The sequence below is a fragment of the Streptomyces sp. NPDC001941 genome, assembly GCF_040296945.1.
Lineage (GTDB): Bacteria > Actinomycetota > Actinomycetes > Streptomycetales > Streptomycetaceae > Streptomyces.
Genome location: NZ_JBEOYE010000003.1, coordinates 1 through 22,438, shown reverse-complemented (window position 1 = coordinate 22,438; position 22,438 = coordinate 1). Strand labels below are relative to the sequence as shown.

Sequence of the window (22,438 nt, the reverse complement as noted above, 5' to 3'; positions counted from 1 at the left end):
GGGCCGCAGGTCCTAGGACCTGGGTCGGTCCCGGTACCGATGCGCGGGCGGGCCCGGCGGGACCATCCTTGGCGCATGAGCGAATTCAGCGACGCCGAGCGCGCCTACCTCGCCTCCCAGCGCCTGGGGCGGCTGGCCACCGTCGACCCCAAGGGCCAGCCGCAGGCCAACCCGGTGGGCTTCTTCCCGCAGGAGGACGGCACGATCCTGGTCGGCGGCTACGACCTGGGGAACACCAAGAAGTGGCGCAACCTGCGGGCCAACCCGAAGGTCGCCCTGGTCGTGGACGACATCGTGAGCCTCACGCCCTGGCGGGTGCGCGGGATCGACATCCGGGGCGAGGCGGAGCTGCTGACCGGCCCGCACGAGCTGGGCGCCCACTTCAGCGAGGAGCTGATCCGGATCCACCCGCGCAAGATCATGAGCTGGGGCCTTGAGGAGGGCCTTGAGGAGGAGTCGCCCTAGGGACGGTCGGTCCGGGACGCCTCCAGGTGGCGCTGGGCGTACGAGCGCCAGGGGCGGTACGCCTCGTGGTCCGCGTCCGGCGTGAGCGCCACGTCCGGGTCGCCCAGGGCCCGCATCAGGATCGCCGCCGCCACCGGTTCCGGCAGGCCCGGCACCGCCGCGAGGGAGCGCCGGGCCTCCTCCCGGTCGGCGCCGGGGTCCAGGCGTACGGTCCCCTCCGCCAGCGCCCGGGCCAGCGGCCCCGCCACGGGGTGGCCGGTCAGGGCCCGGGCCTCGGGGAACAGGCGCGTGAGGCCGCCGCACGGCGCGTCCAGGGCGCTCCCGTGCTCCGCGACCAGGCGCGCCGCCCCGGCCCGTCCGACGACGGCCCGCAGCGCGAACTCCTCCGGCTCCGCCGCGCCCGGCGAGCGCACCCCGGGGCGGTCCTCCACCAGCGGCCCGAGCCGGGGGTCGGCGCCCAGCCGCTCGGCCACCGCGTACGGGTCGGCGTCCAGGTCGAAGAGCCGCCGCAGCCGCTGCACCGCGGTCGTCAGGTCGCGCAGGTCGGTGAGGTGGACGCGGGCCTCCAGCCAGGCGCCGGGCGCGCGCTCGTCGACGGCGGCGATCCCGGAGCCGTACGGCAGCCGCAGGGTGCGCCGGTAGGTCCGGGCGCCCGGCTCCCCCCGCACCTCCTCGATCCCGGGGACGGCCTCGGCGGCGAGCAGCCCGAAGACCTGCGCGGCGGCGTAGGGGCCGCGGTGGGCGAGCCTGAGCGGGATCCCGGCGGCGTCCGCGGCGGACCGGGGCGCCGTCCTCGTACCGGACTCGGCGCGCAGGGCGCTGGGGGTGCGGGCGTAGATCTGCCGGATGGTGTCGTTGAACTGCCGCACGCTGGCGAACCCGGCCGCGAAGGCGATCTCGGTGACCGCGAGGCCGGTCGTCTGCAGGAGCAGCCGCGCGGTGTGGGCGCGCTGGGCGCGGGCCAGGGCGACGGGCCCCGCGCCCAGTTCGGCGTTGAGCTGGCGCTGGACCTGGCGGGGGCTGTAGCCGAGGCGCCCGGCGAGCCCGGGGACGCCCTCGCGGTCGACGACGCCGTCGCCGATCATGCGCATGGCGCGGCCCACCACGTCGGCCCGCACGTTCCACTCGGCGGAGCCGGGGACGGCGTCGGGGCGGCAACGGCGGCAGGCGCGGAAGCCGTGGCCCTGGGCGGCCGCGGCGGTGGGGAAGAAGGTGACGTTGCGGCGCTTGGGGGTGACCGCCGGGCAGCTCGGGCGGCAGTAGATGCCGGTGGTGGCGACGGCGAAGAAGAACTCGCCGTCGAAGCGGGCGTCGCGGCTGGTGACCGCCTCGTACCTGGTGTCCTCGTCCATCACACCGTCCAGTGTGCGCCGGGGCGCGGGGCACGGCTGGCGGGAATCGGACACGGGTCTCGGGCGTGCCGGGCGTCGCGGGCGCGACTCTCGCGACACGCCCCGGGGCCGCGCGGGGACGGGGGCCCGGAGGCCCCCTCCCCCGCGTGCGGCGTCAGCGGGTACGGCCCCGCTTGGCCTCCATCGCGGCCCGGCCCTCGGCGCCCTTGCGCTTCCAGTCCTTGAGGATCTCCGCGCGCAGCCGGGCGTCGGTCTTGGCGACGATCCGCTGGTTCTCCCGCAGCAGCTTGCGGTAGCTCTCCAGGCGGCGCTCCGGGAGCGAGCCGTCCTCCAGGGCCGCGAGCACGGCGCAGCCGGGCTCCGTCTCGTGGGCGCAGTCGTGGAAGCGGCAGCGGGAGGCCAGTTCCTCGATCTCCGAGAAGACCTGGCCGACGCCCGCCTCGGCGTCGTACAGCCCCACGCCCCGCAGTCCGGGCGTGTCGATCAGGGTGCCGCCGCCCGGCAGCACGAACAGGTTGCGCGTGGTCGTGGTGTGCCGGCCCTTGCCGTCCACGTCACGGGTGGCCTGGACCTCCATGGCGTCCTCGCCGAGGAGCGCGTTGGCGAGGGTGGACTTCCCGGCGCCGGAGACGCCGAGCAGCACGCTGGTGCCGGAGCCGACGACGGCGGCGAGCACGTCGACGCCCTCGCCGGTGGCGGAGCTGACCGGCAGGACCTGCACGCCGGGAGCGACCGTCTCGACGTCCTCGACCAGGTAGGACAGGCCGACCGGGTCGGGCACCAGGTCGGACTTGGTGAGCACGACCAGCGGCTGCGCGCCGCTCTCCCAGGCCAGGGCCAGGAAGCGCTCGACGCGGGCGAGGTCGAGCTCGACGGCGAGCGAGACCGCGATGACCGCGTGGTCGACGTTGGCCGCGAGGATCTGGCCCTCGGAGCGCGACGAGGACGTCGAGCGCACGAAGGCGGTGCGGCGCGGCAGGTAGGACCGGACGTAGCGGGGGCTGCCGACGGCGTCGACGGCGGCCCAGTCGCCGGTGCACAGGACGCGCAGCGGGTCGTGCGGGGTGACGTAGGTGGTGTCCGCCCGCACCGTGCCGTCGGGCGTGGCGATGTCGCACTGGCCGCGGTCGACCCGCACGACCCGCCCGGGCACGAGGCCCTGCGCGGCGTGGGGGGCGAACTCGGCGCTCCAGGCGTCGTCCCAGCCGTACGGGGTCAGCGCGGTGTGAGCAGCAGAGGTGAGAGACAAGGGGAACCCTTCACAAGGGGTGGCCCCGGCGCGCGCCCCACCGGTTTCGGTGCGGGGCGCGGCAGTTCGGCGAACGAGTGGTCAGCCGGTGGCCACGGAAATGGAGTCGATGAGTGCGGGGGTCTGGGCAGCGCCCAGTGCGGGGACAGTCACCACGGTCCACCTCCGGTTCGGCTCGTCTCGGGCCGGACCCGCTGCGGGTCGGCTGCGCACACCATAACGGGGGTGCGTCCCGGTTCGCCATCGATTAAATCGAGGACCGCCAGAGGGTCGGTAGAGGGCTGGTCGAGGGCCTGTCGAGGATCGGTCGAGGAGCGCTCGACCCCCGCGTGACCGGCCTGGTGACCGGCCGCGTGACCGGCCCGTTCGGGCGCGGCCGACTCAGAACAGCCGGGTGCCGAACCGCGCCAGGACGAGCACGACCACGACGCCGTAGAGCAGTACGGGGCCCACCCAGGCGTACTCCGTGAGGGTCCGCACCAGCGGGCGCGGCGCGCGGACCACCCCGGTGCGCAGGCAGTGCAGCGTCACGTACCAGAACAGCGGCAGCACGACGGCCCAGACGAGCATGCACCAGGGGCAGAGCGCCCCGATGACGAACAGGCACTGGCTGATCAGCCACACGACGAAGACGAACGCGGCCGTCACCCCGGCCTGCACCGCCAGCCACAGCCACCGGGGGAAGGCGGCGCCCGCGACCAGGGCGACGCCCAGGCCGCCCAGGGCGGCGAAGCCGGCGATGCCCAGCAGGGTGTTGGGGAAGCCGAGGACGTTGCTCTGCCAGGCGTCCATCACGTCGCCGCAGCTGAGCACCGAGTTGATGTTGCAGCCGGGCGCGTAGGACGGGTCGGCGAGCGACTGGATCCGGTCGTAGGCGAGGACCGCGGAGGCGAACGTGCCGAGGGCGCCCGCGAGGAGCAGCAGCAGGCTCAGGACGCGGCCGGCGCGCACGGGGGCGCCGGGACCACCCGGTCCGGCGGTCCCGGCCGGGCCTTCGGCGCCCGTGGACCCTGCGGTCCCGGCGGAGGCTTCGCTTCCGGCGCGGGTGTCCGCGCGGGCTTCGGTGGCGGGACGGTGTGCGGGCATGACTTCCAGCCTCCTCCGCCCGCGGCGGCCCGGACCAGGGCCGTTGGACCCGCGCGCGGGGGTCCTTGCGCCCCGGGCCCGGGGCGCGCGGCACGGTCGTCCTCCCCACCCGGCACCCGTCTTCCCCGGCCGGCACCTGTTTTCCCCGACCGGCACCCCCGGCCCGCCCCGCCCTCCTACCATGTGGTTCCTGACGGATCTCGGGGGCGGGGGCAGCGGTCATGGGAGAGCTCGTACGACTTGAAATGCCGGACGGCCAGCTGGTCTGGGCCACCGTCGCCGAGGACACCGGTCCCGGCGACGTGGGCCTGGGCGAGCGGGTCGTCGAGAAGCTCCAGGGCTTCCACGAGTCGCTGCGGGCGGTCGCGACCAACGTGCGCGACGCGGTGGCCCCGGCCCGCCCGGACGAGGTGAGCGTCGAGTTCGGCGTCGAGCTGGCCGTGGGCCGGGACGGGGTGATGGCGGCCCTGGTGGGCGCGGGCGGCTCGGCCGCGTTCACGGTGACGCTCACCTGGAGCGGTGCGGAACGGCCGCTCCCGGTGGGCCCGCCGCCCGCCGCCCCGGCCCCCTGACCAGCCCGGCCGGCCGTACGGACCACGGCCGAGCCCCTCACGACACGGACCGCGCCATGCACCCGGCCACCGCCCTCACCGCGCTCCAGGGCCTCCTGGAGGACTGCCGCGTGCGCGTCAGCGGACCCACCCACGGGACCGGGTTCTTCGTCGCGCCCGGGCTCGTGGTCACGTGCGCGCACGTGGCGGGCGCCACCGCCGGGGCGGAGGTACCGGTGCACTGGCGGGGCCGTGAGCACGCGGGCGTGGTGCTCGCCGCGTCGCCCGCGCCGGCGGGACCGCGCGGTCTGTGGCCGTTCCCCGACCTGGCCGTCGTCCGGGTGCCGGAGGTCGCGGGACACCCGTGCGTGTGGCTGGAGGACTCGGAGCCGCCGTCCGGCTCCGAGGTGACCGTGGTGGGCTACTCCGACGTCTACGGGCAGGGGTTGAGCGAGCGCACCGCCGAACTGACGCGCAGGGGGAGCGAGGGGCCGCACGGCGCGCGGATGACGGGGCTGGTCGGCGGCGAGGTCAACCGGGGCCTGTCGGGCGGTCCCGCGCTCAACCACGGTACGGGCGGGGTCTTCGCGGTCGTCAAGGCGACGCGGAAGCCCGACAGCACGATGGGCGGGGTCGGCACTCCGGTGGGCGCGCTGCGGCTGCTCGACGCGGACGTCTACCGCGAACTGGTGCGCGCGCACGACCTGTTCCACGCCGGCGACCCCCGCTGGGCGGTCCTGGCGGACCGGGTGCGGCGGCCGGAGGAGGACGGACCGTACGACCTGACCCGCGCCGAGTCCCGGCACCTCCTCGCCCTGATCGCGGAGTTACGGGACCGGGGCCACCCCACCGGCCACGGCGGGAGCCCGCCGCCCGGCCCCGCGCCCGGCCACCCGGGCGACGCGTCGGCGGCCCCGGGCCCGCCGGCCGACCCCGGCCCCTCCCACGCGGCCGCGTTCCTCGCGGTCGCCGCACCCGGGACCCCGCCGCCCGACCGGTTCCCGCTGCTCGACCACCGGGACGTGTTCACCGAGCTGGGCGCGCGGGAGCCCGCCGGGCCGGGGCGGCTGCCGTACGCGCTGGCCTACGCCGCCGACCTCGCGCGCCGCCACGACGCGCGGGCGCTGCGCCACCGCGTGCTGATCACGGCGGGGCGCCTGGGCCTCGGCGACGAGGCGGAGCGCCTGCTGCGGCGCGGGCCCGTGGAGGCCCCGCTGCCGTCGGTCATCGCGCGGATCAGGCACTCGCTGCGGGACCGGAGCCTGTACCACGTCACCGTGTGGCGCTACCTGTCGCAGGGCGACATCGCGCCCGCCGCCGCCCAGTCCCCCGCGCTCCCGCTGGCGGCGGCCTTCGAGCACCTCGCCGCGCTGCTCCCGGAGCAGATCGACCTGATGGGCGGCGTCGCCCGGCCGGGCCTGGTCGAGCTGATCCTGCCCGCCGAGGCACTGGACGTGGACGTCGCGCAGTGGCGGCTGTGGCCGCAGTCGTGGTTCGCGCTGGGCCGCAAGCAGAACGTCGTGGTGCGGCCGCTGGAGCGGCACGAGGCGCCGACGCTGCACGCGGCCTGGGCCGAGCGCTGGGAGCACCTGGACGGCAAGGGCGTGGGCGGGGCGCTGGTGTGCGTGTGCGGGCGGGACCGGCAGGGGCAGGAGGTGCTGGGGGCGAGCTTCGACAGCGACCCCTCGCTGGCCGCGCTGGCGCTGGCGGGCTCCCCGCACGAGGACCCGGTGTCGTCGGCGTACCAGGTGGCGGTGGCGTCCGGGGTGCCGCTGATGGTCTGGCGGCACGGCGGCGGGGCCCCGGCGCGCGAGGACGGCGGGGTGTGCGGGCTGCCGGGCCGGCACGCCTGCCCCGGTGACTCCTTCTACTCCGGGGTGTGCTCCGCGCTGACGGACGCCACCCGCGACGAACTGCCCGACCGGATCAGGCACTTGCGCGTGGAGGCGGTCAAGGCGGCGGCGTGCGGGGACGAGGACGGGGACGCGCACGTGGGCGGGCGGGTCGTGCTGCTGTGGGACGACCCGCGCCGCCGCATCCCCGGTGCCCCGCTGCGCACGGCCGCCGGGACGACAGCGGGAACGGAAGGGGCACAGGATGAGTGAGTGGCGCATCTACCAGGGGGTCGGCACGCCGCACGACGGGATCGGGCGGCTGCCCCCGCCGCCCCCGTGGCGGGACTTCGCGCACCCGGGCGAGCCGACCCCGTTCGACCGGGACGCCGAGCCCGACGGGGGGCGGCGGCTTCCGCACCAGGACGCCTACCGTGCCGACGAGGGGACGGTGGAGGCGGTCAACACCGCGCTGTACCTGCGCCGTCCGCTGCTGGTGACGGGTGATCCGGGCACCGGCAAGTCGACGCTGGCCCACGCGGTGGCGCGGGAGCTGCGCCTGGGTCCGGTGCTGCGCTGGCCGGTGAACAGCAAGACGGCGCTGCGCGACGGCCTGTATCGCTACGACTCGCTCGGCCGGCTCGAAGAGGCGGGCGTGGCGCGGGAGTCGGGCGAGGCGGCGGTGCGCAGCGACCTCGGCAGGTTCGTGCGCCTGGGGCCGCTGGGCACCGCGCTCGCGCCGTACGCCCTGCCGCGCGTGCTGCTGATCGACGAGATCGACAAGAGCGACATCGACCTGCCCAACGACCTGCTGGACGCCTTCGAGGAGGGCGCGTTCGAGATCCCCGAGCTGTCCCGGGTGGCTGACGCACAGCCGGTGGTGCGGGTGCGTCCGGCCGACGAGGGCGAGCCGGTGACGGTCACCGGCGGGGTGGTGCGCTGCCAGACGTTCCCGTTCGTCATCCTGACCAGCAACGGCGAGCGCGAGTTCCCGCCCGCGTTCCTGCGCCGCTGCGTGCGGCTGCACCTGCCGGCCGTGGACGACGACCAGCGGCTGCGGGCGATCGTCCGGGCGCACCTGGGCACGGCGGACGAGGACGCGGCGGAGGTGGTGCGCCGGTTCCGCGAGCACGCGGCGACGGGCGAGCTGGCGACGGACCAGCTGCTGAACGCGGTGTACCTGATGAGCCGCACCCCCGGCGACGGCGCGCCGGGCCCGGAGCGGCTGGCGGAGCTGGTGTTCCAGCACCTCGACGTGACGGTCCCGGCCCAGCCGTGACCTCCCGGGCCCTGGGCGCGCTGGCGGCGCTGCTCGACGCGGTGGGCGGCGGGCCCGCCTCGCCGCGCGAGCTGGCCGAACTGGTGTGGCTCGCGGGCGCGTTGCCGACGCCCGAACCGGCGGCGGGCCCGGCCCCCGGGCCGCCTCCCGCACCGGGACCCGACGCGCCACGGGCCGCCCCGGCGGAGGCGCCGGGCGCACCGGAGGCGCCGGGCGACCGTGCTCCCGCGCCCCGGCCGCGCGGGCCGGGACCGGAGTCGGGCCGCCTGTACCTGCCGGAGCGCGGCGGTGCGGCGGCCGGCGCGGTGGAGCGCGGGTCGCCGGTACGGGTCCCGGCGGCGCCCGCCCTGGCCCGGCGCCGCGAACTGGCGCGCGCCCTGCGCCCGTTGAAGCGTCGGGTGCCGTCCGCGACGCGCCGGGTCCTCGACGAGGAGGCCACGGCGGCCCGCATCGCCGAGCACGAGCGGCGGCACTGGACGCCGGTCCTGGCCCCGGCCGGGGAGCGCTGGCTGGACGTGGCGCTGGTGGTGGACGCGTACGGGGACGGGGCGCTGTTCTGGGAGCCGCTGGCCCGTGAACTGGCCGCCTTCCTGGGCCGCCTCGGCGCCTTCGGGGACGTACGGACGTACTGGCTGCGGCCGCACGGCCGGGCCGGGCGGCCCGGGCTGACCCCGGCCGCGGCGCGGCTGCCCCGCCCGCCCGGGGCGCTGATCGACCCGTCGGGCCGCACGGTGACCCTGGTCCTGACGGACGGCGTGGACCCGGCGTGGCGGACCCCCGCGCTGCGCGGGGCGCTGCGCACGTGGGCCGGGCACGGGCCGACGGCCCTGCTGCAGACGCTTCCCGAGCACACCTGGGACCGCACGGCGCTGCCGCCGCGCCCGGGCCGGTTCCGCTCCACCGAGCCCGGCGCGCCCAACTCGCGCCTGCGGTACGACCCGTACGGCCTGGAGCCGTACCGGCCCGGCGCCTCGCACCTGACGGTCCCGGTGCTCGGGGTGACGCCGGAGTGGCTGGGGCCGTGGGCGCGCGCGGTGGCGGGGGCCGGGGCGTTCGACGGCGCGGCGGTGCTGCTCGGGACCGCGCCGCCGCCCGAGCCCGGTCCGCCCGGGCGGGCCCCCGGCATCGAGGAGTTCAGGGCGAGGGCGGAGCCGGACGTGTACCGGCTCGCCGCCTTCCTGTCGGCGGCGCCGCTGAACCTGGCGGTGATGCGGCTGGTGCAGACGGCGATGCTGCCGGACAGCCCGCCGTCCGACCTCGCGGAGATCGTGTTCAGCGGCCTGCTGACCCGCGTCCCAGGCCCGCGCACCGGGGACGCTCTGGAGCAGGCGTACGAGTTCGTGCCGGGGGCGCGGGAGCGGCTGCTGGGCACGCTGCGCCGTGACGAGGCGGACGAGGTCCTCGCGACGGTCTCGGCGTACGTGGAGCGCCACGCCCCGACGACCGCGGCCCGCTTCACCGCGGCCCTCACCGACCCGGAGGGCCCGCTGCTCCTGCCGGTGGGGGCGCGGCACTTCGCGGAGGTGGAGCGGCTGGTGCGGGGGCGGCGGGGCGAGGGGCCGGTCCCGGCTTCGGGTTCGGGTGCGGCTCCTGAGCAGGCGCCCGCCTCCGAGGCCGTCCCCGCTCCCGAGGCCGTCCCCGCTCCCAAGACCGTCGAAAGTGCGCCCGTGGTGCGGCGGCGGTTCCTGATCGGGATCGTCGGGGACGCGGCGGGCGACGGGGCGCGGGACGACCACCGGCAGCTGGCCAGGGCCCTGCGCGGCCGGGGGTACTCCATCGTGCTGCCCGACCTGACCCGGTCGCCCGGGCAGCTGGAGACGCTGAGCGCCCTCGGCGGCTGGGCCCGCTCGGCGGAGCTCGGCGCGGGCGACCTGGTCGTGCTGCACGTCCAGGGCGAGCCGAGCCGCCGGCGCGGGCGCCCCGGGCTCGTCCTGAGGGACACCGACCCGGGCCGGCCGCTGCTGGTCGACGACCTCCTCGCCCAGCTGGGCCCGCACCTGGGCCACGTGCTCCTGCTCCTGGACGCCGCCCTGTCACCGGCGGTCCGGGCCATGGAGCTGGCGCCGCCCCCGCGCGGCGGGTCCGTCAGCGTGCTGACCCCGCTGTCGTCGCCGTCCGGCGGGCCCGGCGCCTTCACCCGGGCGCTGGCCACCGTACTGGCACGCCCCGGCGCGGAGGACTCCCCGTACCTGGAGCCGCGCACGCTGGTGGGCGAGGCCAAGCGGGTGCTGGAGCAAGGGGGCGGCACGGGCTCCGGGATCCTGCGCACGACCGTCGGGGCGGGGAACGTCGGGTACTTCCCGAACCCGGACCACGTACCGGTTCCGCGGGAGCCCGGCGACTGGTTCTTCGCGCCGCGCTACGAACAGCTCGGCGAGGTCTGCGCCTGGCTGCGCGAGGCGCCGCACGGCGAGTGCCTGGTGGTGACGGGCTCCCCCGGCTCGGGCAGGAGCACGCTCGTGCGGCGGCTCGTCGAACTCGCCGAGCCGGGCGGCCCGTGGCGCGCCGTGGCACCGGTCCACGCGCTGCCGCCGCCCGGCCTGTGGTTCGCGCGGCCGCGGGTCGACCAGGGGCTGACGAGGCTGCGCGAGCAGCTGGCCGGACTCCCCGGTCCGCCCCGGCCCGTGGTCCTCGTCCTGGACGACATCGGGCACGTGATGCCCTGGGAGCGGGAGCGGGTGCTGGAGGAGCTCACCGCCCGTCCCCTCACGCGGCTGGTGCTGACCGACCGGTCCCTGGAGCCCGCCGGGGTGACGCGCGTGGTGGACCTCGACCGGGCACCCGTGCGGGAATCGGACCTGCGGGAGCACGTCCGGCGCCTGCTGCTCGCCCCGCCCGCGCCGTACGACCCCTCCCCGCTCGCCGGGGACCCCGGGCGGGCGGGCGAGGTCGCCGCCGTGATCGCCGGGTCGGCGGCGGGGTCGCTGCGGTACGCGCGGGAGCGGACCACCCTCGTCCTCACCGGCGAGGTGGACTTCACGAGCCTGGACTGGCGCGGCGCGACGCGCGGGGTCCGGCCCCGCGCGCTGGTCGAGCAGGGCCAGCAGGACCTGCTGCGCCCGCTGGCCTTCGCCGAGGGGAGCGGGCTGCCCGACGTCGCGCTGTGGGCCGCCCTCGCCACCGCGCTGTCGCTGCGGACCTACACCCAGGAGGACGTGCGGGCGCTGTTCGCCTCCGCGGACTCCCGCGTCGCGTTCACCGGCGGCGGCTACCGGCTGGTGGACCCCGAACTGCGCCGCGAACTGCGGGCCGGGACGGACCCGGTGGCGGCGCAGGCGCAGTTCACGCAGGCCCTGCTGCGCACCGTGCCCGGCGGGCCCGCCCCGAAGTGGGCCGCCGCGAGCGCCTACGTGCGCGAGCACCTGATCGAGCACGCCGTCCGGGGAGGCGTGGCGGACCGGCTCCTGGACGAGACCGGGTTCGTGCTGCACGCCGAACCGGAGCCGCTGGCCGCCGTGCTGCGCACCGAGCCGGAGGTGGCCGGCCACTCGCTCGCCCACGTGTACGCCTCCTGCGCCGCGCGGCTGACCGGCCTGGGCCCGCGCGAGCGCGGCGACGTGCTGGCGATCACGGCCTGCGCGCTCGGCGAGCCGGGGGTCGCCGCCCGGTTCCGCGCCGACGCCTGGCGGGCCGCGTGGACGGCGGGCGACGTCAGCTCCGTACTGGTCGCCGAGAGCCCGTCGACGGTCGTCACGGGGCACTCCGACGGCTTCGTGCGCTTCCGCGACCCGCTGGGCGGCGGCAAGCGCTCGACGGTCGCCGCCCACCGGGGAGCGGTGACGCACATGGCGGGGTCGAGCCGCGCGGGCGAACCCGGGCTCATGGTGACCGGGGGCGAGGACGGCACCGTGCTGCCCTGGCGGCTCGACCAGGCCGCCCCGCTCGCCGCCCTGGTGCGCGGCGACCACCGGCTGGTCTCGCTCGACTGCTCGCACGCACCGGACCGTCCCCTGGTCGCCGCCAGGTTCTGGAACCGCAGCCCCCGGATCTGGCTCTCGGGGGACGCCGCGGAGCTCCCCGGCGGCTGGCAGGGCCACCGGGCGCACCACCTGGCCTGTACGCGCATGGACGGGAGCCGCTACCTGCTCGCGGCGGTCGAGCGCAACGTCCTGGTGTGGCGGACGTCGGCGGGCCCCCAGTACGCGCGCCAGCTCAACGGGGAGGTGACGGTGTCCGCGCTGGCCTGCTCGGACCGGGGCGGTGCCGCGGTCGGCTACGCCGACGGCGGCCTGCACGTCTTCACGGTCAGCGAACCGGGCTTCGGCAAGTGGCTGCACGGCCACGGCGCCACCGTCGCGGCCGTGGCCCTGTCACCGGACGGGAGCCTCGCGGCGTCCGCCGACACGACCGGCACCCTGTGCGTCTGGGACCTGTCGTCGCAGGGCCCGCGCTTCGCGCCGCTCGTCGCGCGGATCGCCCTGCCCGCTCCGGCCCGGGCGCTGTCGGCCGCGGGGCGCCGGGTGGCGGTCCTGATGGGCGAGGACCTCGTCCTCCTGGAGGTCGACGCCCCGCTGGGCGCGGGCGCCGGCCAGGGCCCCGTCACGCCTTCGTGAGCTCCGCGGCCCCGAACGACACGTCGAAGCGGTCGCACCAGATCGTCACGCTGCGGTACGCGTCCAGGTCCAGGCCGGCCGGCAGGGCGTAGTTCTGGTCGCCCTTGTTGCCCTTGAGCTTGCCCAGGCTCACGTACTCGCCGTCGTCGAAGACGCGCCAGCCGTCCCTGCCCTCCTTCACCTCCGCGTCCGTGAGCCAGATGCGCAGGTCGGGGCCGTCGCTGGTGTTCAGGCCCTCCAGGCGCAGGGTGCGGGTGCCGTCGGGGAGGCGGAGGATCTTGACCGTGCCGCTGGTGGCGTGCTCGTGGCTGATGAACGTGCCCGTCGCCTCGGTCACCGGGCCCCGCGCGGCCTGGCCGGGCTTCGGCTGGGCGGCCGGGGCGGAGGCCGTGGGCAGCGCCTCCCGCACCGTCGTGTCGGTCACCAGCTTCCAGGGCTGGAACCAGTACAGGCCGAGCCCGACCGCCAGGACCGCCACCGTCAGGGCCCCGATGCCCCAGGGGCCTCGCAGGAATCGTCCTGACTTCCGTACTCCGCGCATCGCCGTCTCCTCGGGTCGGATGTGTGCTTCCCGCCCTGTTCAACGGCCCGGGCCGCGGCCCGCACTCCCGTCGAAAGATGACAGGAGTCTTACGTCGGCCCTCCCCCGGGCCGCCCGGGCCCCCCGCCGCGTCCGATTCCTTCAAGACCGCGGAGGCTCCCGCGGCCTACGGTTCCCCCATGACCGCACAGAATCCACTGACCCCGCGACCGCGACTCGACGCCATCGGCATCGTCACCGCCGACCTGGCGGCCTCCCTCGCCTTCTACCGGCTCCTCGGCGTCGACCTGCCCGAGGACGCCGCGTCCGCCCCGCACGTCGAGGCCGCGCTGCCCGGCGGGCTGCGCCTCCTGTGGGACACCGAGGAGGTCATCCGCTCCTTCGACCCGTCCTGGACCCGGCCCGAGGCCGGTGGCGAGCGCCTGGGCCTCGCCTTCCTGTGCGAGAGCCCGGCGCAGGTGGACGCCACGTACGACGCGCTGCTCGCCGCGGGCCACCGCGGGCACCTGAAGCCCTGGGACGCCGTGTGGGGGCAGCGCTACGCGGTGGTGCTGGACCCGGACGGGCTCGGCGTCTCGCTGTTCGCCGACGCCACGTAGGCGCTCAGCGTCGTCCCGGCCAGGGCCCGCATCTCGCGGGCCAGGTGCGCCTGGTCGGCGCAGCCCGCCGCCAGGGCCGCGGTGGCGTATGACGTGCCACCGCGCACATGTGACAGTGCACGCTGTAGTCGCAGCACCCTGGCCAGCGTCTTCGGGCCGTAGCCGAACGCGTCCAGGGAGCGGCGGTGCAGCTGCCGGGCGCTCAGGGCCAGGGCGTCGGCGGTGCCCGCGACGCTCGCGCCGCCGTCCAGCGACCGGGCCACGGCCCGCATCAGCGGGTCCGGCTCCGGCGCCTCGGCGGCCCGGCGCAGCGCCACCTCCTCCAGGGCCCGCACCGGATCGCCCGCCCCCGCCACCCGGGCGGCCAGCCGGCGCGCCTCGGCGGCCGGCCACAGCTCGGCGAGGTCCACGCGCCGGTCGCGCAGCTCGTGCGCGGGGACCCCGAGCAGGGCGGGGGCGACGCCGGGCGCGAACCTGACCCCGGCCCAGTGGGCGGCCTGGCCGCCCGGCACGTACGCGTGGGTGTCGGGCCCCGCGACGTACAGCCGTCCCCCACTCCACAGCAGGTCCATGCAGCCGTCCGGCAGCACCGGCCGCACCGGGTCCGGCGCGCCGGGCTCCGCGCGGCCCGGGCTCCGGGTCCAGACGACGGCCCCGTCCAGCCGGGACGCCCACTCCTCGTACACCTTGACGAGGCTAGTCCCCGGAGTACGGCCCCGGCTTGTCGGACTTCTCCGCCTTCTCGCCCTTCTCCGGCTTCTCGACCCGGTCCCGGTGCGTGTGCAGGCGGGCCCGGACGTCGTCCGGCGGCAGGAACTTCGACCAGCGCTCGGGGAACTCCGAGGGCATGTCCGGGTCCCCGTCGTCCAGCGCCTCCACCGCGGCCTTGGCGCGGGCGACTATCGCCACCGCCTCCGCCGTGCGGGCCCGCTCGGTCTCGGCGCGGGCGGCGGCCGTGGCGACCGAGGGCCAGACCCGGTCGATCGCGGCGTTGACGGCGGCGCCGACCAGCACGGCGAACGCCGAGATGCCGATCCAGAGCAGTACGGCGATGGGCGCGGCCAGCGAGCCGTAGATCGTCGGCCCCTCCACCTGGCTGGTCAGGTAGATCCGCAGCAGGAAGCTGCCGAGCACCCACATCGCGAGGGCGACGAGCGCGCCCGGGATGTCCTCGATCCACGGCGAACGGACCGGTACGGAGACGTGGTAGAGGGTCGTCAGGAAGGCGATGGAGAGCAGGATGACCACCGGCCAGTACAGCACCGAGACCACTTCCGTGCCCCACGGGATCAGCTCCACCACCCGGTCCGGGCCGACCACCGCCAGCGGCAGCACCACCGCGCCGATCAGCAGGGCCACGATGTAGAGCAGGAAGGCGAGCAGCCGGGTCTTGACGATGCCGCGGTGGCCGTCGAGCCCGTACATCACGGTGATCGTGTCGATGAAGACGTTGACCGCGCGCGAGCCGGACCACAGGGCGATCGCGAAGCCCAGCGAGACCAGTTCGGGCCGCTTGCCCTGGGTGACGTCCTCCAGGAGCGGCCGGGCGATGTCCTGCACGCCGCGGTCGGACAGGACGGCGGAGGCTGCGTTGAGGATGTTCTCCTCGATGCTGGAGACCGTGTCCGTGTTCGTCCAGCCGTCGACGTAGCCGAGCAGGGCGATCAGGCCGAGCAGCAGCGGCGGCAGGGACAGCAGGGTGAAGAACGCCGCCTCGGCCGCGAGCCCGAGGATCCGGTACTCCACGCACGAGTTGACGGTGTCCTTCAGGAGCAGCCAGGCCATCTTCCGCTTGGAGACGTTGCGGTAGAGGACGCGGGCGCGGTGGAGCCTGCCCAGTTGCCGCTCGGGTGTTTCATTTGCTGCCTGCACCTCCTTACCGTATCCGTATGGCACCCAGCACCCACACCGTGACCAACCAGGCTCCGCCCCTGGTGGGACATGACGTCTTCACGTCCGACCGCGTGCTCGTGGAGTCCGTGGAGCGCCACGTCGCCCCCGAACTGCTCGACGAGGTGCGCACCGAGCTCCGCGAACTGGGCACGGCGGCTGGTTCGGCGCAGGCCCAGGAGTGGGGCGCGCAGGCCAACGAGAACCCGCCGAGGCTGCGTACGCACGACCGGTACGGCAACCGGATCGACGAGGTGGACTTCCACCCGGCCTGGCACCGGCTGCTCGGGCACGCCGTCACCTCCGGCCTGACCGACGCCTGGGGCCGGCCCGCCGGGCACGTGCGGCGCGCGGCCGGGTTCATGGCGTGGACGCAGGCCGAGGGCGGGCACGGCTGCCCGGTGTCGATGACGCACTCGGCGGTGCCCGCGCTGCGCACCGACCCGGAGCTCGCGGCCGAGTGGGAGCCCCGGCTGACCTCGCACGTGTACGAGGAGGGGCTGCGGCCGGCCGGGCAGAAGGCGGGCGTGCTGTTCGGGATGGGGATGACCGAGAAGCAGGGCGGCAGCGACGTCCGGGCGAACACCACGGCGGCGGCGCCGCTGGCGGACGACGGCGCGTACCTGCTCACCGGCCACAAGTGGTTCTGCTCGGCGCCGATGTCGGACGCGTTCCTGGTGCTCGGCCAGGCGCCGGGCGGGCTGACCTGCTTCCTGGTGCCCCGGGTCCTGGAGGACGGCACGCGCAACGCGTTCGCGATCCAGCGGCTCAAGGACAAGCTGGGCAACCGCTCGAACGCCTCCAGCGAGGTCGAGTTCGACGGCACGACCTGGGCGCGCCGGGTCGGCGAGGAGGGCCGCGGGGTGCGCACCATCATCGAGATGGTGGCGGCGACCCGGCTGGACTGCGTGATCGGCTCGGCCGGGCTGATGCGGCAGGCGGTGGTCCAGGCGGTCCACCACGCCGCCCACCGGAGCGCGTTCGGCGGCCTCCTCGTGGAGAAGCCGCTGATGCGCAACGTACTGGCGGACCTGGCCCTGGAGTCGGAGGCGGCCACGACGCTGGCGATGCGGCTCGCGGCGGCGTACGACGCGGACACGGAGGAGGAGCGGGCGTTCCTGCGCCTGGCGCTCCCGGCGGCCAAGTACTGGGTGACCAAGCGCTGTACGCCGGTGGCGGCGGAGGCCCTGGAGTGCCTGGGCGGCAACGGCTACGTCGAGGAGTCGGGGATGCCCCGGCTGCTGCGGGAGGCGCCGCTGAACTCGGTCTGGGAGGGGTCGGGCAACGTCCAGGCCCTGGACGTGCTGCGGGCGTTGGGGCGTGAACCCCGGGCCCTGGACGCGTACTTGAAGGAGGTGGGCCGGGCCAGGGGCGCGGACCACCGGCTTGACGCGGCGATCAAGGACCTGCTGACCGAGCTGTCGGACCTGGACGGCATCGAGGCGCGGGCGCGCCGCCTGGTGGAGCGGATGGCGCTGGTGCTCCAGGGGTCGCTGCTGGTGCGCTGGGCGCCGGCGGAGGTCGCGGACGCGTTCTGCGGGTCGCGCCTGGGGGGCGACTGGGGCGCGGCGTTCGGGACGCTGCCGCACACGCTGGACCTGGCGTCGGTGGTGGAGCGGGCGCGGGTCGCGGTCTGAGGGGGCCTCCGCCCCGCGGAGGCGTCCGGTCCGGTTCGCCCGGGAAGCCGGGGGTGGTGCTGCGCCGACACGGCACCACCCCCTGCTTGCTGCCACCTTCTTGGACCGCGCCCCGGTCCGCCAGAGTTGCAAACCGTTGCAGGATTATGTGAAGCGCCCCTCGGCGGGGGCGTACCGGCGGCACGATGGGAACCGGGGGCTCCGCGGGGCCGGGGCGGCGGCCCGCACGCCACCGCTTCGCAGCACCGGACCGGCACGACCGCAGGCGGGGGGACCCGATGACCGATTCCGAGCTCGACCTGGCCCGGCTGGCCTCGCTGGACGCCGAGCGGGCGAGCCGGCTGCTGCACCAGGTGCGGGCGGCCACGCTGGCCGGCGAGCGGCCGCCGGTCGCGCCGCGGCCGGTGATCGACGCGTCCTGGCGGCGGATGGTCCGCCTCGGCCTGGACCCGGACCGGAGCACCGTGAGCGTGCTGCTGCAGCAGGACGAGCTGGAGCACCGCAGGCGCACCACGGTCCTCGGCGAGGTGATGCGCACCCTGAGCGCGGGCCTGACCGGGATCGCCGACGCCTCGATGCAGATCATGGTGGTCACCGACGACCAGGGCCGGGTGCTGTGGCGGGAGGGGAACCCGGGGGTGATGCGCCAGGCCAGCGCGATCTGCCTGGAGGAGGGCGCGGCCTGGAGCGAGCAGACGACGGGGACGAACGCGATCGGTACGGCGCTGGCGGCGCGCCGCCCCGTCCAGGTGCACTCCGCCGAGCACTTCGTGCACTCGCTGCACAACTGGACGTGCGCCGCCGCCCCGGTGCACGACCCGCGCGACCGGGCGCTGCTCGGTGTGGTGGACGTGAGCGGGCCCGCCTCCAGCTTCCACCCGGCGACCCTGGCCCTGGTGCACTCGGTGGCCCAGCTGGCCGAGGCGGAGCTGCGGGAACGGCACCTGCGCACGATCGAGCGGCTGCGCTCGGTGGCCGCGCCGATCCTGTGCCGGGTGGGCGGGCGCGCGGTGGCGGTGGACGCGCACGGCTGGACGGCGGCGGTGACCGGGATGGCGCCGGTGGACCGGCTCGCGCTGCCCAAGTCCTTCCGGGCCGGGCGGGTGTGGCTGCCCCGGCTCGGGATGTGCGCGGTGGAGCCGCTGCCGGGCGGCTGGCTGGTACGGGTGGCGGAGGCGCCGCGCGAGCCGGAGGAGGCGAGCCGGGTGGTGCTCGACCTGAGCCGGGCGCGCCGCTGGTCGCTGTCGGTGTCGGGGCCCGCCGGGTCGTGGACGCACGAGCTGAGCCCGCGCCACGCGGAGCTGCTGTACGTGCTGGCGCTGCACCCGGGCGGGCGGAGCGCGGCGCAGCTGGCCGAGGACGTGTTCGGGGACCGTACCCGCACGGTGACGGTGCGCGCCGAGATGTCGCGCATCCGGCGCAACCTCGCGGCGGTCCTCGCGCACCGTCCGTACCGCTTCGCCGAGGAGGTCCGGGTGGAGGTGGTCCGGCCGGAGCACCCCTGGGACCTGCTGCCGCACTCCACCGCGCCGGCCGTGCTGGGCGCGCGGGCGGCGGGCGCGGGCCCCGGGCAGGTGGCCGTGGAGCACGCGTGATCCGATGGGGCGCATGAGCATCACGCTGACCACCTGGTCCCTGGAACAGACCTCGCCCGACGACCTGCGCCCGGCGGCGGTCCCGGACGGGGACGTCCGCGTCATCCGGGCCGAGGTGCCCTCGCCCGAGTTCAGCCGCTTCCTCTACACGGCGGTGGGTGGCGACATCCACTGGGGCGACCGGCTGGGCCTGGGCTACGAGGAGTGGCGGGCGATCGTGGAGCGGCCGGCGGCCGAGACCTGGGTGGCGTACGACCGCGGCACGCCGGCCGGGTACGTGGAGCTGGACCCGCAGCCCGACGGGGTCGTGGAGATCATGTACTTCGGCCTGATCCCGGCCTTCCGCGGCCGGCGCATCGGCGGCCACCTGCTGTCGTACGGGGTGGCGCGGGCCTGGGACCTGGCGGACCGCTGGCCGGACGAGCGGACGGCGACGAAGCGGGTGTGGGTGCACACCTGCTCGCTGGACGGCGAGCACGCGATGGACAACTACCTCCGGCGGGGCTTCCGGCTGTTCGACACCAAGGTGGAGCAGGCCGAGGAGGGCGCGACCCCCGGCCCATGGCCGGGCGCGCACGGCTGACCCCGACCGTGGCCCCGGCTCCGTCACACGGACAGGACCCGGCTCCGGAACCTGGACCGGCTCCGGGCTCCGGAACCGTGAGCGGCGTGACCCGCGACACACCGTCCCATGATGCGGGACTGTGTCGTCCACATTCTGGATGATGGTGGACTGCCGTCGGATCCGCGTGACACGCTTCCGCCATGTCTGGAACTGGGATTGCCTTGGTGAGTCGGCGGCACGTCGACCTCGGCCGCGTGTCCAGCGCCATCTGTCCGGCGAGCTGATTCCACCAGCTCCGCCGCGTCCCGCGTTTTCCCGACACCTTTCGCATCCTCCCCGAACTACCCTGAACCGCTGCGCACCGACGCCCTGTTGGCGTTGAAGTGTGCAGGTCAGAGCCGCCCTCCTGCAGTCCCGAAGGACGTACCTCCATGGCCGCCACCCCGGAACAGCCCTCCCCCGCCACGCCTCGCCGCAAGGCCGGACGCCACCGCGGCGAGGGCCAGTGGGCCGCTGGTCACTTCACGCCCCTGAACGGCAACGAGCAGTTCAAGAAGGACGACGACGGTCTCAACGTGCGGACACGCATTGAGACGATCTACTCCAAGCGGGGCTTCGACTCGATCGACCCCAACGACCTGCGCGGACGCATGCGCTGGTGGGGCCTGTACACCCAGCGCAAGCCCGGGATCGACGGCGGCAAGACGGCGATCCTGGAGCCGGAGGAGCTGGACGACGAGTACTTCATGCTGCGCGTCCGCATCGACGGCGGCCGGCTCACCACCGAGCAGCTGCGGGTGATCGGCGAGATCTCCCAGGAGTTCGCGCGCGGCACAGCGGACATCACCGACCGCCAGAACGTGCAGTACCACTGGATCCGCATCGAGGACGTCCCCGAGATCTGGAACCGCCTGGAGGCCGTCGGCCTGTCCACCACCGAGGCCTGCGGTGACACGCCCCGCGTGATCCTCGGCTCGCCGGTCGCCGGGATCGCGGAGGACGAGATCATCGACGGCACGCCCGCCGTCGACGAGATCCACCGCCGCATCGTGGGCAACCCCGACTTCTCCAACCTGCCCCGCAAGTTCAAGTCCGCCGTCTCCGGCTCGCCGCTGCTGGACGTGGCGCACGAGATCAACGACATCGCGTTCGTCGGCGTGGAGCACCCCGAGCACGGCCCCGGCTTCGACCTGTGGGTCGGCGGCGGCCTCTCCACCAACCCCAAGATCGGCGTGCGCCTGGGCGCCTGGGTCCCGCTGGACGAGGTCCCTGACGTGTACGAGGGGGTCATCTCGATCTTCCGCGACTACGGCTACCGCCGGCTGCGCACCCGCGCCCGGCTGAAGTTCCTGGTCGCCGACTGGGGCGCGGAGAAGTTCCGCCGGGTCCTGGAGGAGGAGTACCTCGAGCGGGAACTGGTCGACGGCCCCGCCCCCGCGCAGCCCGTCCAGCAGTGGCGCGACCACGTGGGCGTGCACCGCCAGCAGGACGGCAACTTCTACGTCGGCTTCGCGCCGCGCGTCGGCCGGGTCGACGGCGCCACCCTCACCAAGATCGCCGAGTTGGCCCAGGCACACGGCTCGGGCCGGCTGCGCACCACCGTCGAGCAGAAGATGATCGTGCTCGACGTCACCGAGGACCAGGTCGACTCGCTGGTCTCCGGCCTGGAGGCACTGGACCTGCGGGTCACCCCGTCGCCGTTCCGGCGCGGAACGATGGCCTGCACCGGCATCGAGTTCTGCAAGCTGGCCATCGTCGAGACCAAGGGCCGCGGCTCCACGCTGATCGACGAACTCGAGCGCCGCATGCCGGAGTTCGACCAGCCGATCACCATCAACATCAACGGCTGCCCCAACGCCTGCGCCCGCATCCAGGTCGCCGACATCGGCCTGAAGGGGCAGCTGGTCCTGGACGACGAGGGCCGCCAGGTCGAGGGCTACCAGGTGCACCTGGGCGGCGCGCTGGGCCTGGAGGCCGGCTTCGGCCGCAAGGTGCGCGGCCTGAAGGTGACCGCCGACGCCCTGCCCGACTACGTCGAGCGCGTGCTGACCCGCTTCCAGGCGGAGCGCGAGGACGGCGAGCGCTTCGCGACCTGGGCGGCGCGCGCCTCCGAGGAGGCCCTGTCATGAGCGAGCGAGCCGCCCCGTTCTACTGCCCCTACTGCGGCGACGAGGACCTGCGCCCCAGCGAGGAGGGCCACGGCGCCTGGGAGTGCGCCGCCTGCAACCGCGCCTTCCAGCTGAAGTTCCTCGGCCTGCTCAGCCGCGGCGTGCCGCGCAACGACAGCGGAGAGGAAGGGATATGACGCTCGAACAGAGTCAAAGTCAGAGTCAGAGTCAGAGTACGGACGTACGCGCGCTCGCCGAGCGCGCGGGCCGCGAGCTCGAGGACGCTTCCGCGCTGGACATCCTGCGCTGGGCCGCCGACACCTTCGGACCCCGGTTCTGCGTCACCTCCTCCATGGAGGACGCGGTGGTCGCCCACCTGGCCTCCCGCGCCCGCCCCGGCGTCGACGTCGTCTTCCTCGACACCGGCTACCACTTCCCCGAGACCATCGGCACCCGGGACGCGGTCGAGGCCGTGATGGACGTCAACGTCATCACCCTGACCCCGCGCCGGACGGTGGCCGAGCAGGACGCCGAGCACGGCCCGCGGCTGCACGACCGCGACCCCGACCTGTGCTGCGCGCTGCGCAAGGTCGCGCCCCTGGAAGAGGGCCTGGCCGGGTACGACGCCTGGGCGACCGGCCTGCGCCGCGACGAGTCCCCGACCCGGGCGAACACCCCGGTCGTCGCCTGGGACGAGCGGCGCGGCAAGGTCAAGGTCGCCCCGATAGCCCGCTGGACGCAGGACGACGTCGACGCGTACGTGACCGAGCACGGCGTCCTCACCAACCCGCTGCTGATGGACGGCTACGCCTCCGTGGGCTGCGCGCCCTGCACCCGCCGGGTCCTGGCGGGCGAGGACGCGCGGGCCGGCCGCTGGGCGGGCAGCGCCAAGACCGAGTGCGGGATACACCTGTGACGGATCATCAGAACCGATCGGAGCGGGAGGACACCTCCGTGAGCGGAGCCACCGTCTGGCTGACCGGCCTGCCCAGCGCGGGCAAGACGACCATCGCGTACGCGCTGGCCGAGCGGCTCCGTGGCGAGGGGCGGCGGGTGGAGGTGCTGGACGGGGATGAGATCCGTGAGTTCCTCTCCGCGGGCCTGGGCTTCAGCCGCGCGGACCGTGACACCAACGT

Annotated in this window: 20 protein-coding genes; 14 read left to right on the top strand and 6 right to left on the bottom strand. The window is 75.5% G+C overall.

The window, feature by feature from the left end; all coding sequences use genetic code 11:
• Positions 1 to 75: 75 nt before the first annotated feature.
• Positions 76 to 465: a PPOX class F420-dependent oxidoreductase gene (locus tag ABT160_RS03780; protein ID WP_351643110.1), complete on the top strand. Its 390-nt coding sequence runs from the start codon at positions 76 to 78 to the stop codon at positions 463 to 465.
• Here ABT160_RS03780 and ABT160_RS03775 read toward each other — a convergent pair.
• The 3 genes from ABT160_RS03775 to ABT160_RS03765 form a co-directional block, all read right to left on the bottom strand.
• Complete coding sequence (locus tag ABT160_RS03775; RefSeq protein ID WP_351643108.1) at positions 462 to 1,817, bottom strand: bifunctional transcriptional activator/DNA repair enzyme AdaA; 1,356 nt, start codon at positions 1,815 to 1,817, stop codon at positions 462 to 464. The genes ABT160_RS03780 and ABT160_RS03775 overlap by 4 nt on opposite strands.
• Positions 1,818 to 1,971: 154 nt before the next feature.
• Positions 1,972 to 3,066: a ribosome small subunit-dependent GTPase A gene (gene rsgA, locus ABT160_RS03770; RefSeq protein ID WP_351643104.1), complete on the bottom strand. Its 1,095-nt coding sequence runs from the start codon at positions 3,064 to 3,066 to the stop codon at positions 1,972 to 1,974.
• Positions 3,067 to 3,447: 381 nt separating this feature from the next.
• Complete coding sequence (locus tag ABT160_RS03765) at positions 3,448 to 4,152, bottom strand: vitamin K epoxide reductase family protein (RefSeq protein ID WP_351643102.1); 705 nt, start codon at positions 4,150 to 4,152, stop codon at positions 3,448 to 3,450.
• Between the two features lie 221 nt (positions 4,153 to 4,373).
• Between ABT160_RS03765 and ABT160_RS03760 the strand changes: the two genes are divergently transcribed.
• From ABT160_RS03760 to ABT160_RS03745, 4 genes are read left to right on the top strand one after another with little or no spacing between them, the layout of a single operon-like run.
• Positions 4,374 to 4,724 (top strand): CU044_2847 family protein, encoded by a 351-nt coding sequence (locus tag ABT160_RS03760; protein WP_351643100.1) that lies wholly within the window; start codon positions 4,374 to 4,376, stop codon positions 4,722 to 4,724.
• Between the two features lie 56 nt (positions 4,725 to 4,780).
• A complete protein-coding gene (locus ABT160_RS03755) occupies positions 4,781 to 6,808 on the top strand; it encodes a VMAP-C domain-containing protein (protein WP_351643097.1) in 2,028 nt (675 codons plus the stop codon).
• Entirely contained in the window at positions 6,801 to 7,814 is a 1,014-nt protein-coding gene (locus tag ABT160_RS03750; RefSeq protein WP_351643095.1) for an AAA family ATPase, read from the top strand. Before ABT160_RS03755 ends, ABT160_RS03750 begins: the two co-directional genes overlap by 8 nt.
• On the top strand, positions 7,811 to 12,367 hold the full coding sequence (locus ABT160_RS03745; RefSeq protein WP_351643093.1) for an SAV_2336 N-terminal domain-related protein: 4,557 nt from the start codon (positions 7,811 to 7,813) through the stop codon (positions 12,365 to 12,367). Before ABT160_RS03750 ends, ABT160_RS03745 begins: the two co-directional genes overlap by 4 nt.
• Here the strand turns inward: ABT160_RS03745 and ABT160_RS03740 are convergent.
• Positions 12,354 to 12,908, bottom strand: coding sequence for a DM13 domain-containing protein (locus tag ABT160_RS03740; protein WP_351643091.1), 555 nt, complete (start codon positions 12,906 to 12,908; stop codon positions 12,354 to 12,356). The genes ABT160_RS03745 and ABT160_RS03740 overlap by 14 nt on opposite strands.
• Before the next feature lie 179 nt (positions 12,909 to 13,087).
• On the opposite strand from ABT160_RS03740, the gene ABT160_RS03735 reads away from it, so the two are divergent.
• Complete coding sequence (locus ABT160_RS03735) at positions 13,088 to 13,507, top strand: VOC family protein (protein WP_351643089.1); 420 nt, start codon at positions 13,088 to 13,090, stop codon at positions 13,505 to 13,507.
• On the opposite strand, the gene ABT160_RS03730 is transcribed toward ABT160_RS03735, so the two are convergent.
• Both ABT160_RS03730 and ABT160_RS03725 read right to left on the bottom strand, forming a co-directional pair.
• The gene (locus ABT160_RS03730; protein ID WP_351643086.1) at positions 13,447 to 14,193 is read right to left on the bottom strand and encodes a helix-turn-helix domain-containing protein; all 747 of its coding nucleotides are present in this window, start codon (positions 14,191 to 14,193) and stop codon (positions 13,447 to 13,449) included. The two genes, ABT160_RS03735 and ABT160_RS03730, sit on opposite strands and share 61 nt — an antisense overlap.
• A 10-nt stretch (positions 14,194 to 14,203) precedes the next feature.
• Positions 14,204 to 15,379, bottom strand: coding sequence for a YihY/virulence factor BrkB family protein (locus tag ABT160_RS03725; protein ID WP_351643084.1), 1,176 nt, complete (start codon positions 15,377 to 15,379; stop codon positions 14,204 to 14,206).
• 17 nt (positions 15,380 to 15,396) lie between these two features.
• On the opposite strand from ABT160_RS03725, the gene ABT160_RS03720 reads away from it, so the two are divergent.
• From ABT160_RS03720 to ABT160_RS03685, 8 genes are all read left to right on the top strand, one after another.
• Positions 15,397 to 17,034 (top strand): acyl-CoA dehydrogenase family protein, encoded by a 1,638-nt coding sequence (locus ABT160_RS03720; RefSeq protein ID WP_351643082.1) that lies wholly within the window; start codon positions 15,397 to 15,399, stop codon positions 17,032 to 17,034.
• A gap of 278 nt (positions 17,035 to 17,312) precedes the next feature.
• Positions 17,313 to 18,629, top strand: a complete 1,317-nt coding sequence (locus ABT160_RS03715) for a helix-turn-helix domain-containing protein (protein WP_351643079.1) — start codon at positions 17,313 to 17,315, stop codon at positions 18,627 to 18,629.
• A gap of 13 nt (positions 18,630 to 18,642) precedes the next feature.
• Entirely contained in the window at positions 18,643 to 19,212 is a 570-nt protein-coding gene (locus tag ABT160_RS03710; protein WP_351643077.1) for a GNAT family N-acetyltransferase, read from the top strand.
• A 182-nt stretch (positions 19,213 to 19,394) separates the two neighbouring features.
• On the top strand, positions 19,395 to 19,478 hold the full coding sequence (locus ABT160_RS03705) for a putative leader peptide (RefSeq protein ID WP_311203059.1): 84 nt from the start codon (positions 19,395 to 19,397) through the stop codon (positions 19,476 to 19,478).
• A gap of 147 nt (positions 19,479 to 19,625) precedes the next feature.
• Positions 19,626 to 21,323 carry a nitrite/sulfite reductase gene (locus ABT160_RS03700; RefSeq protein ID WP_351643074.1) on the top strand — a complete coding sequence of 566 codons (1,698 nt, stop codon included), beginning with the start codon at positions 19,626 to 19,628 and terminating at the stop codon, positions 21,321 to 21,323.
• Positions 21,320 to 21,499, top strand: a complete 180-nt coding sequence (locus ABT160_RS03695; protein ID WP_351643072.1) for a PDDEXK family nuclease — start codon at positions 21,320 to 21,322, stop codon at positions 21,497 to 21,499. The genes ABT160_RS03700 and ABT160_RS03695 overlap by 4 nt, the downstream gene beginning before the upstream one ends.
• Positions 21,496 to 22,218, top strand: coding sequence for a phosphoadenylyl-sulfate reductase (locus ABT160_RS03690; RefSeq protein WP_351643069.1), 723 nt, complete (start codon positions 21,496 to 21,498; stop codon positions 22,216 to 22,218). Before ABT160_RS03695 ends, ABT160_RS03690 begins: the two co-directional genes overlap by 4 nt.
• A 38-nt stretch (positions 22,219 to 22,256) precedes the next feature.
• Positions 22,257 to 22,438: adenylyl-sulfate kinase (locus ABT160_RS03685; protein WP_351643066.1), on the top strand; the 182-nt coding region annotated here is incomplete at its 3' end.

Excerpts from the sequence above, each read along its gene's own strand:
- ABT160_RS03780 (WP_351643110.1), top strand. The coding sequence starts at position 76 with ATGAGCGAATTCAGCGACGCCGAGCGCGCCTACCTCGCCTCCCAGCGC.
- ABT160_RS03775 (WP_351643108.1), bottom strand. The coding sequence starts at position 1,817 with ATGGACGAGGACACCAGGTACGAGGCGGTCACCAGCCGCGACGCCCGC.
- ABT160_RS03765 (WP_351643102.1), bottom strand. The coding sequence starts at position 4,152 with ATGCCCGCACACCGTCCCGCCACCGAAGCCCGCGCGGACACCCGCGCC.
- ABT160_RS03760 (WP_351643100.1), top strand. The coding sequence starts at position 4,374 with ATGGGAGAGCTCGTACGACTTGAAATGCCGGACGGCCAGCTGGTCTGG.
- ABT160_RS03755 (WP_351643097.1), top strand. The coding sequence starts at position 4,781 with ATGCACCCGGCCACCGCCCTCACCGCGCTCCAGGGCCTCCTGGAGGAC.
- ABT160_RS03750 (WP_351643095.1), top strand. The coding sequence starts at position 6,801 with ATGAGTGAGTGGCGCATCTACCAGGGGGTCGGCACGCCGCACGACGGG.
- ABT160_RS03740 (WP_351643091.1), bottom strand. The coding sequence starts at position 12,908 with ATGCGCGGAGTACGGAAGTCAGGACGATTCCTGCGAGGCCCCTGGGGC.
- ABT160_RS03735 (WP_351643089.1), top strand. The coding sequence starts at position 13,088 with ATGACCGCACAGAATCCACTGACCCCGCGACCGCGACTCGACGCCATC.
- ABT160_RS03720 (WP_351643082.1), top strand. The coding sequence starts at position 15,397 with ATGGCACCCAGCACCCACACCGTGACCAACCAGGCTCCGCCCCTGGTG.
- ABT160_RS03715 (WP_351643079.1), top strand. The coding sequence starts at position 17,313 with ATGACCGATTCCGAGCTCGACCTGGCCCGGCTGGCCTCGCTGGACGCC.
- ABT160_RS03710 (WP_351643077.1), top strand. The coding sequence starts at position 18,643 with ATGAGCATCACGCTGACCACCTGGTCCCTGGAACAGACCTCGCCCGAC.
- ABT160_RS03705 (WP_311203059.1), top strand. The coding sequence starts at position 19,395 with ATGTCTGGAACTGGGATTGCCTTGGTGAGTCGGCGGCACGTCGACCTC.
- ABT160_RS03700 (WP_351643074.1), top strand. The coding sequence starts at position 19,626 with ATGGCCGCCACCCCGGAACAGCCCTCCCCCGCCACGCCTCGCCGCAAG.
- ABT160_RS03695 (WP_351643072.1), top strand. The coding sequence starts at position 21,320 with ATGAGCGAGCGAGCCGCCCCGTTCTACTGCCCCTACTGCGGCGACGAG.
- ABT160_RS03690 (WP_351643069.1), top strand. The coding sequence starts at position 21,496 with ATGACGCTCGAACAGAGTCAAAGTCAGAGTCAGAGTCAGAGTACGGAC.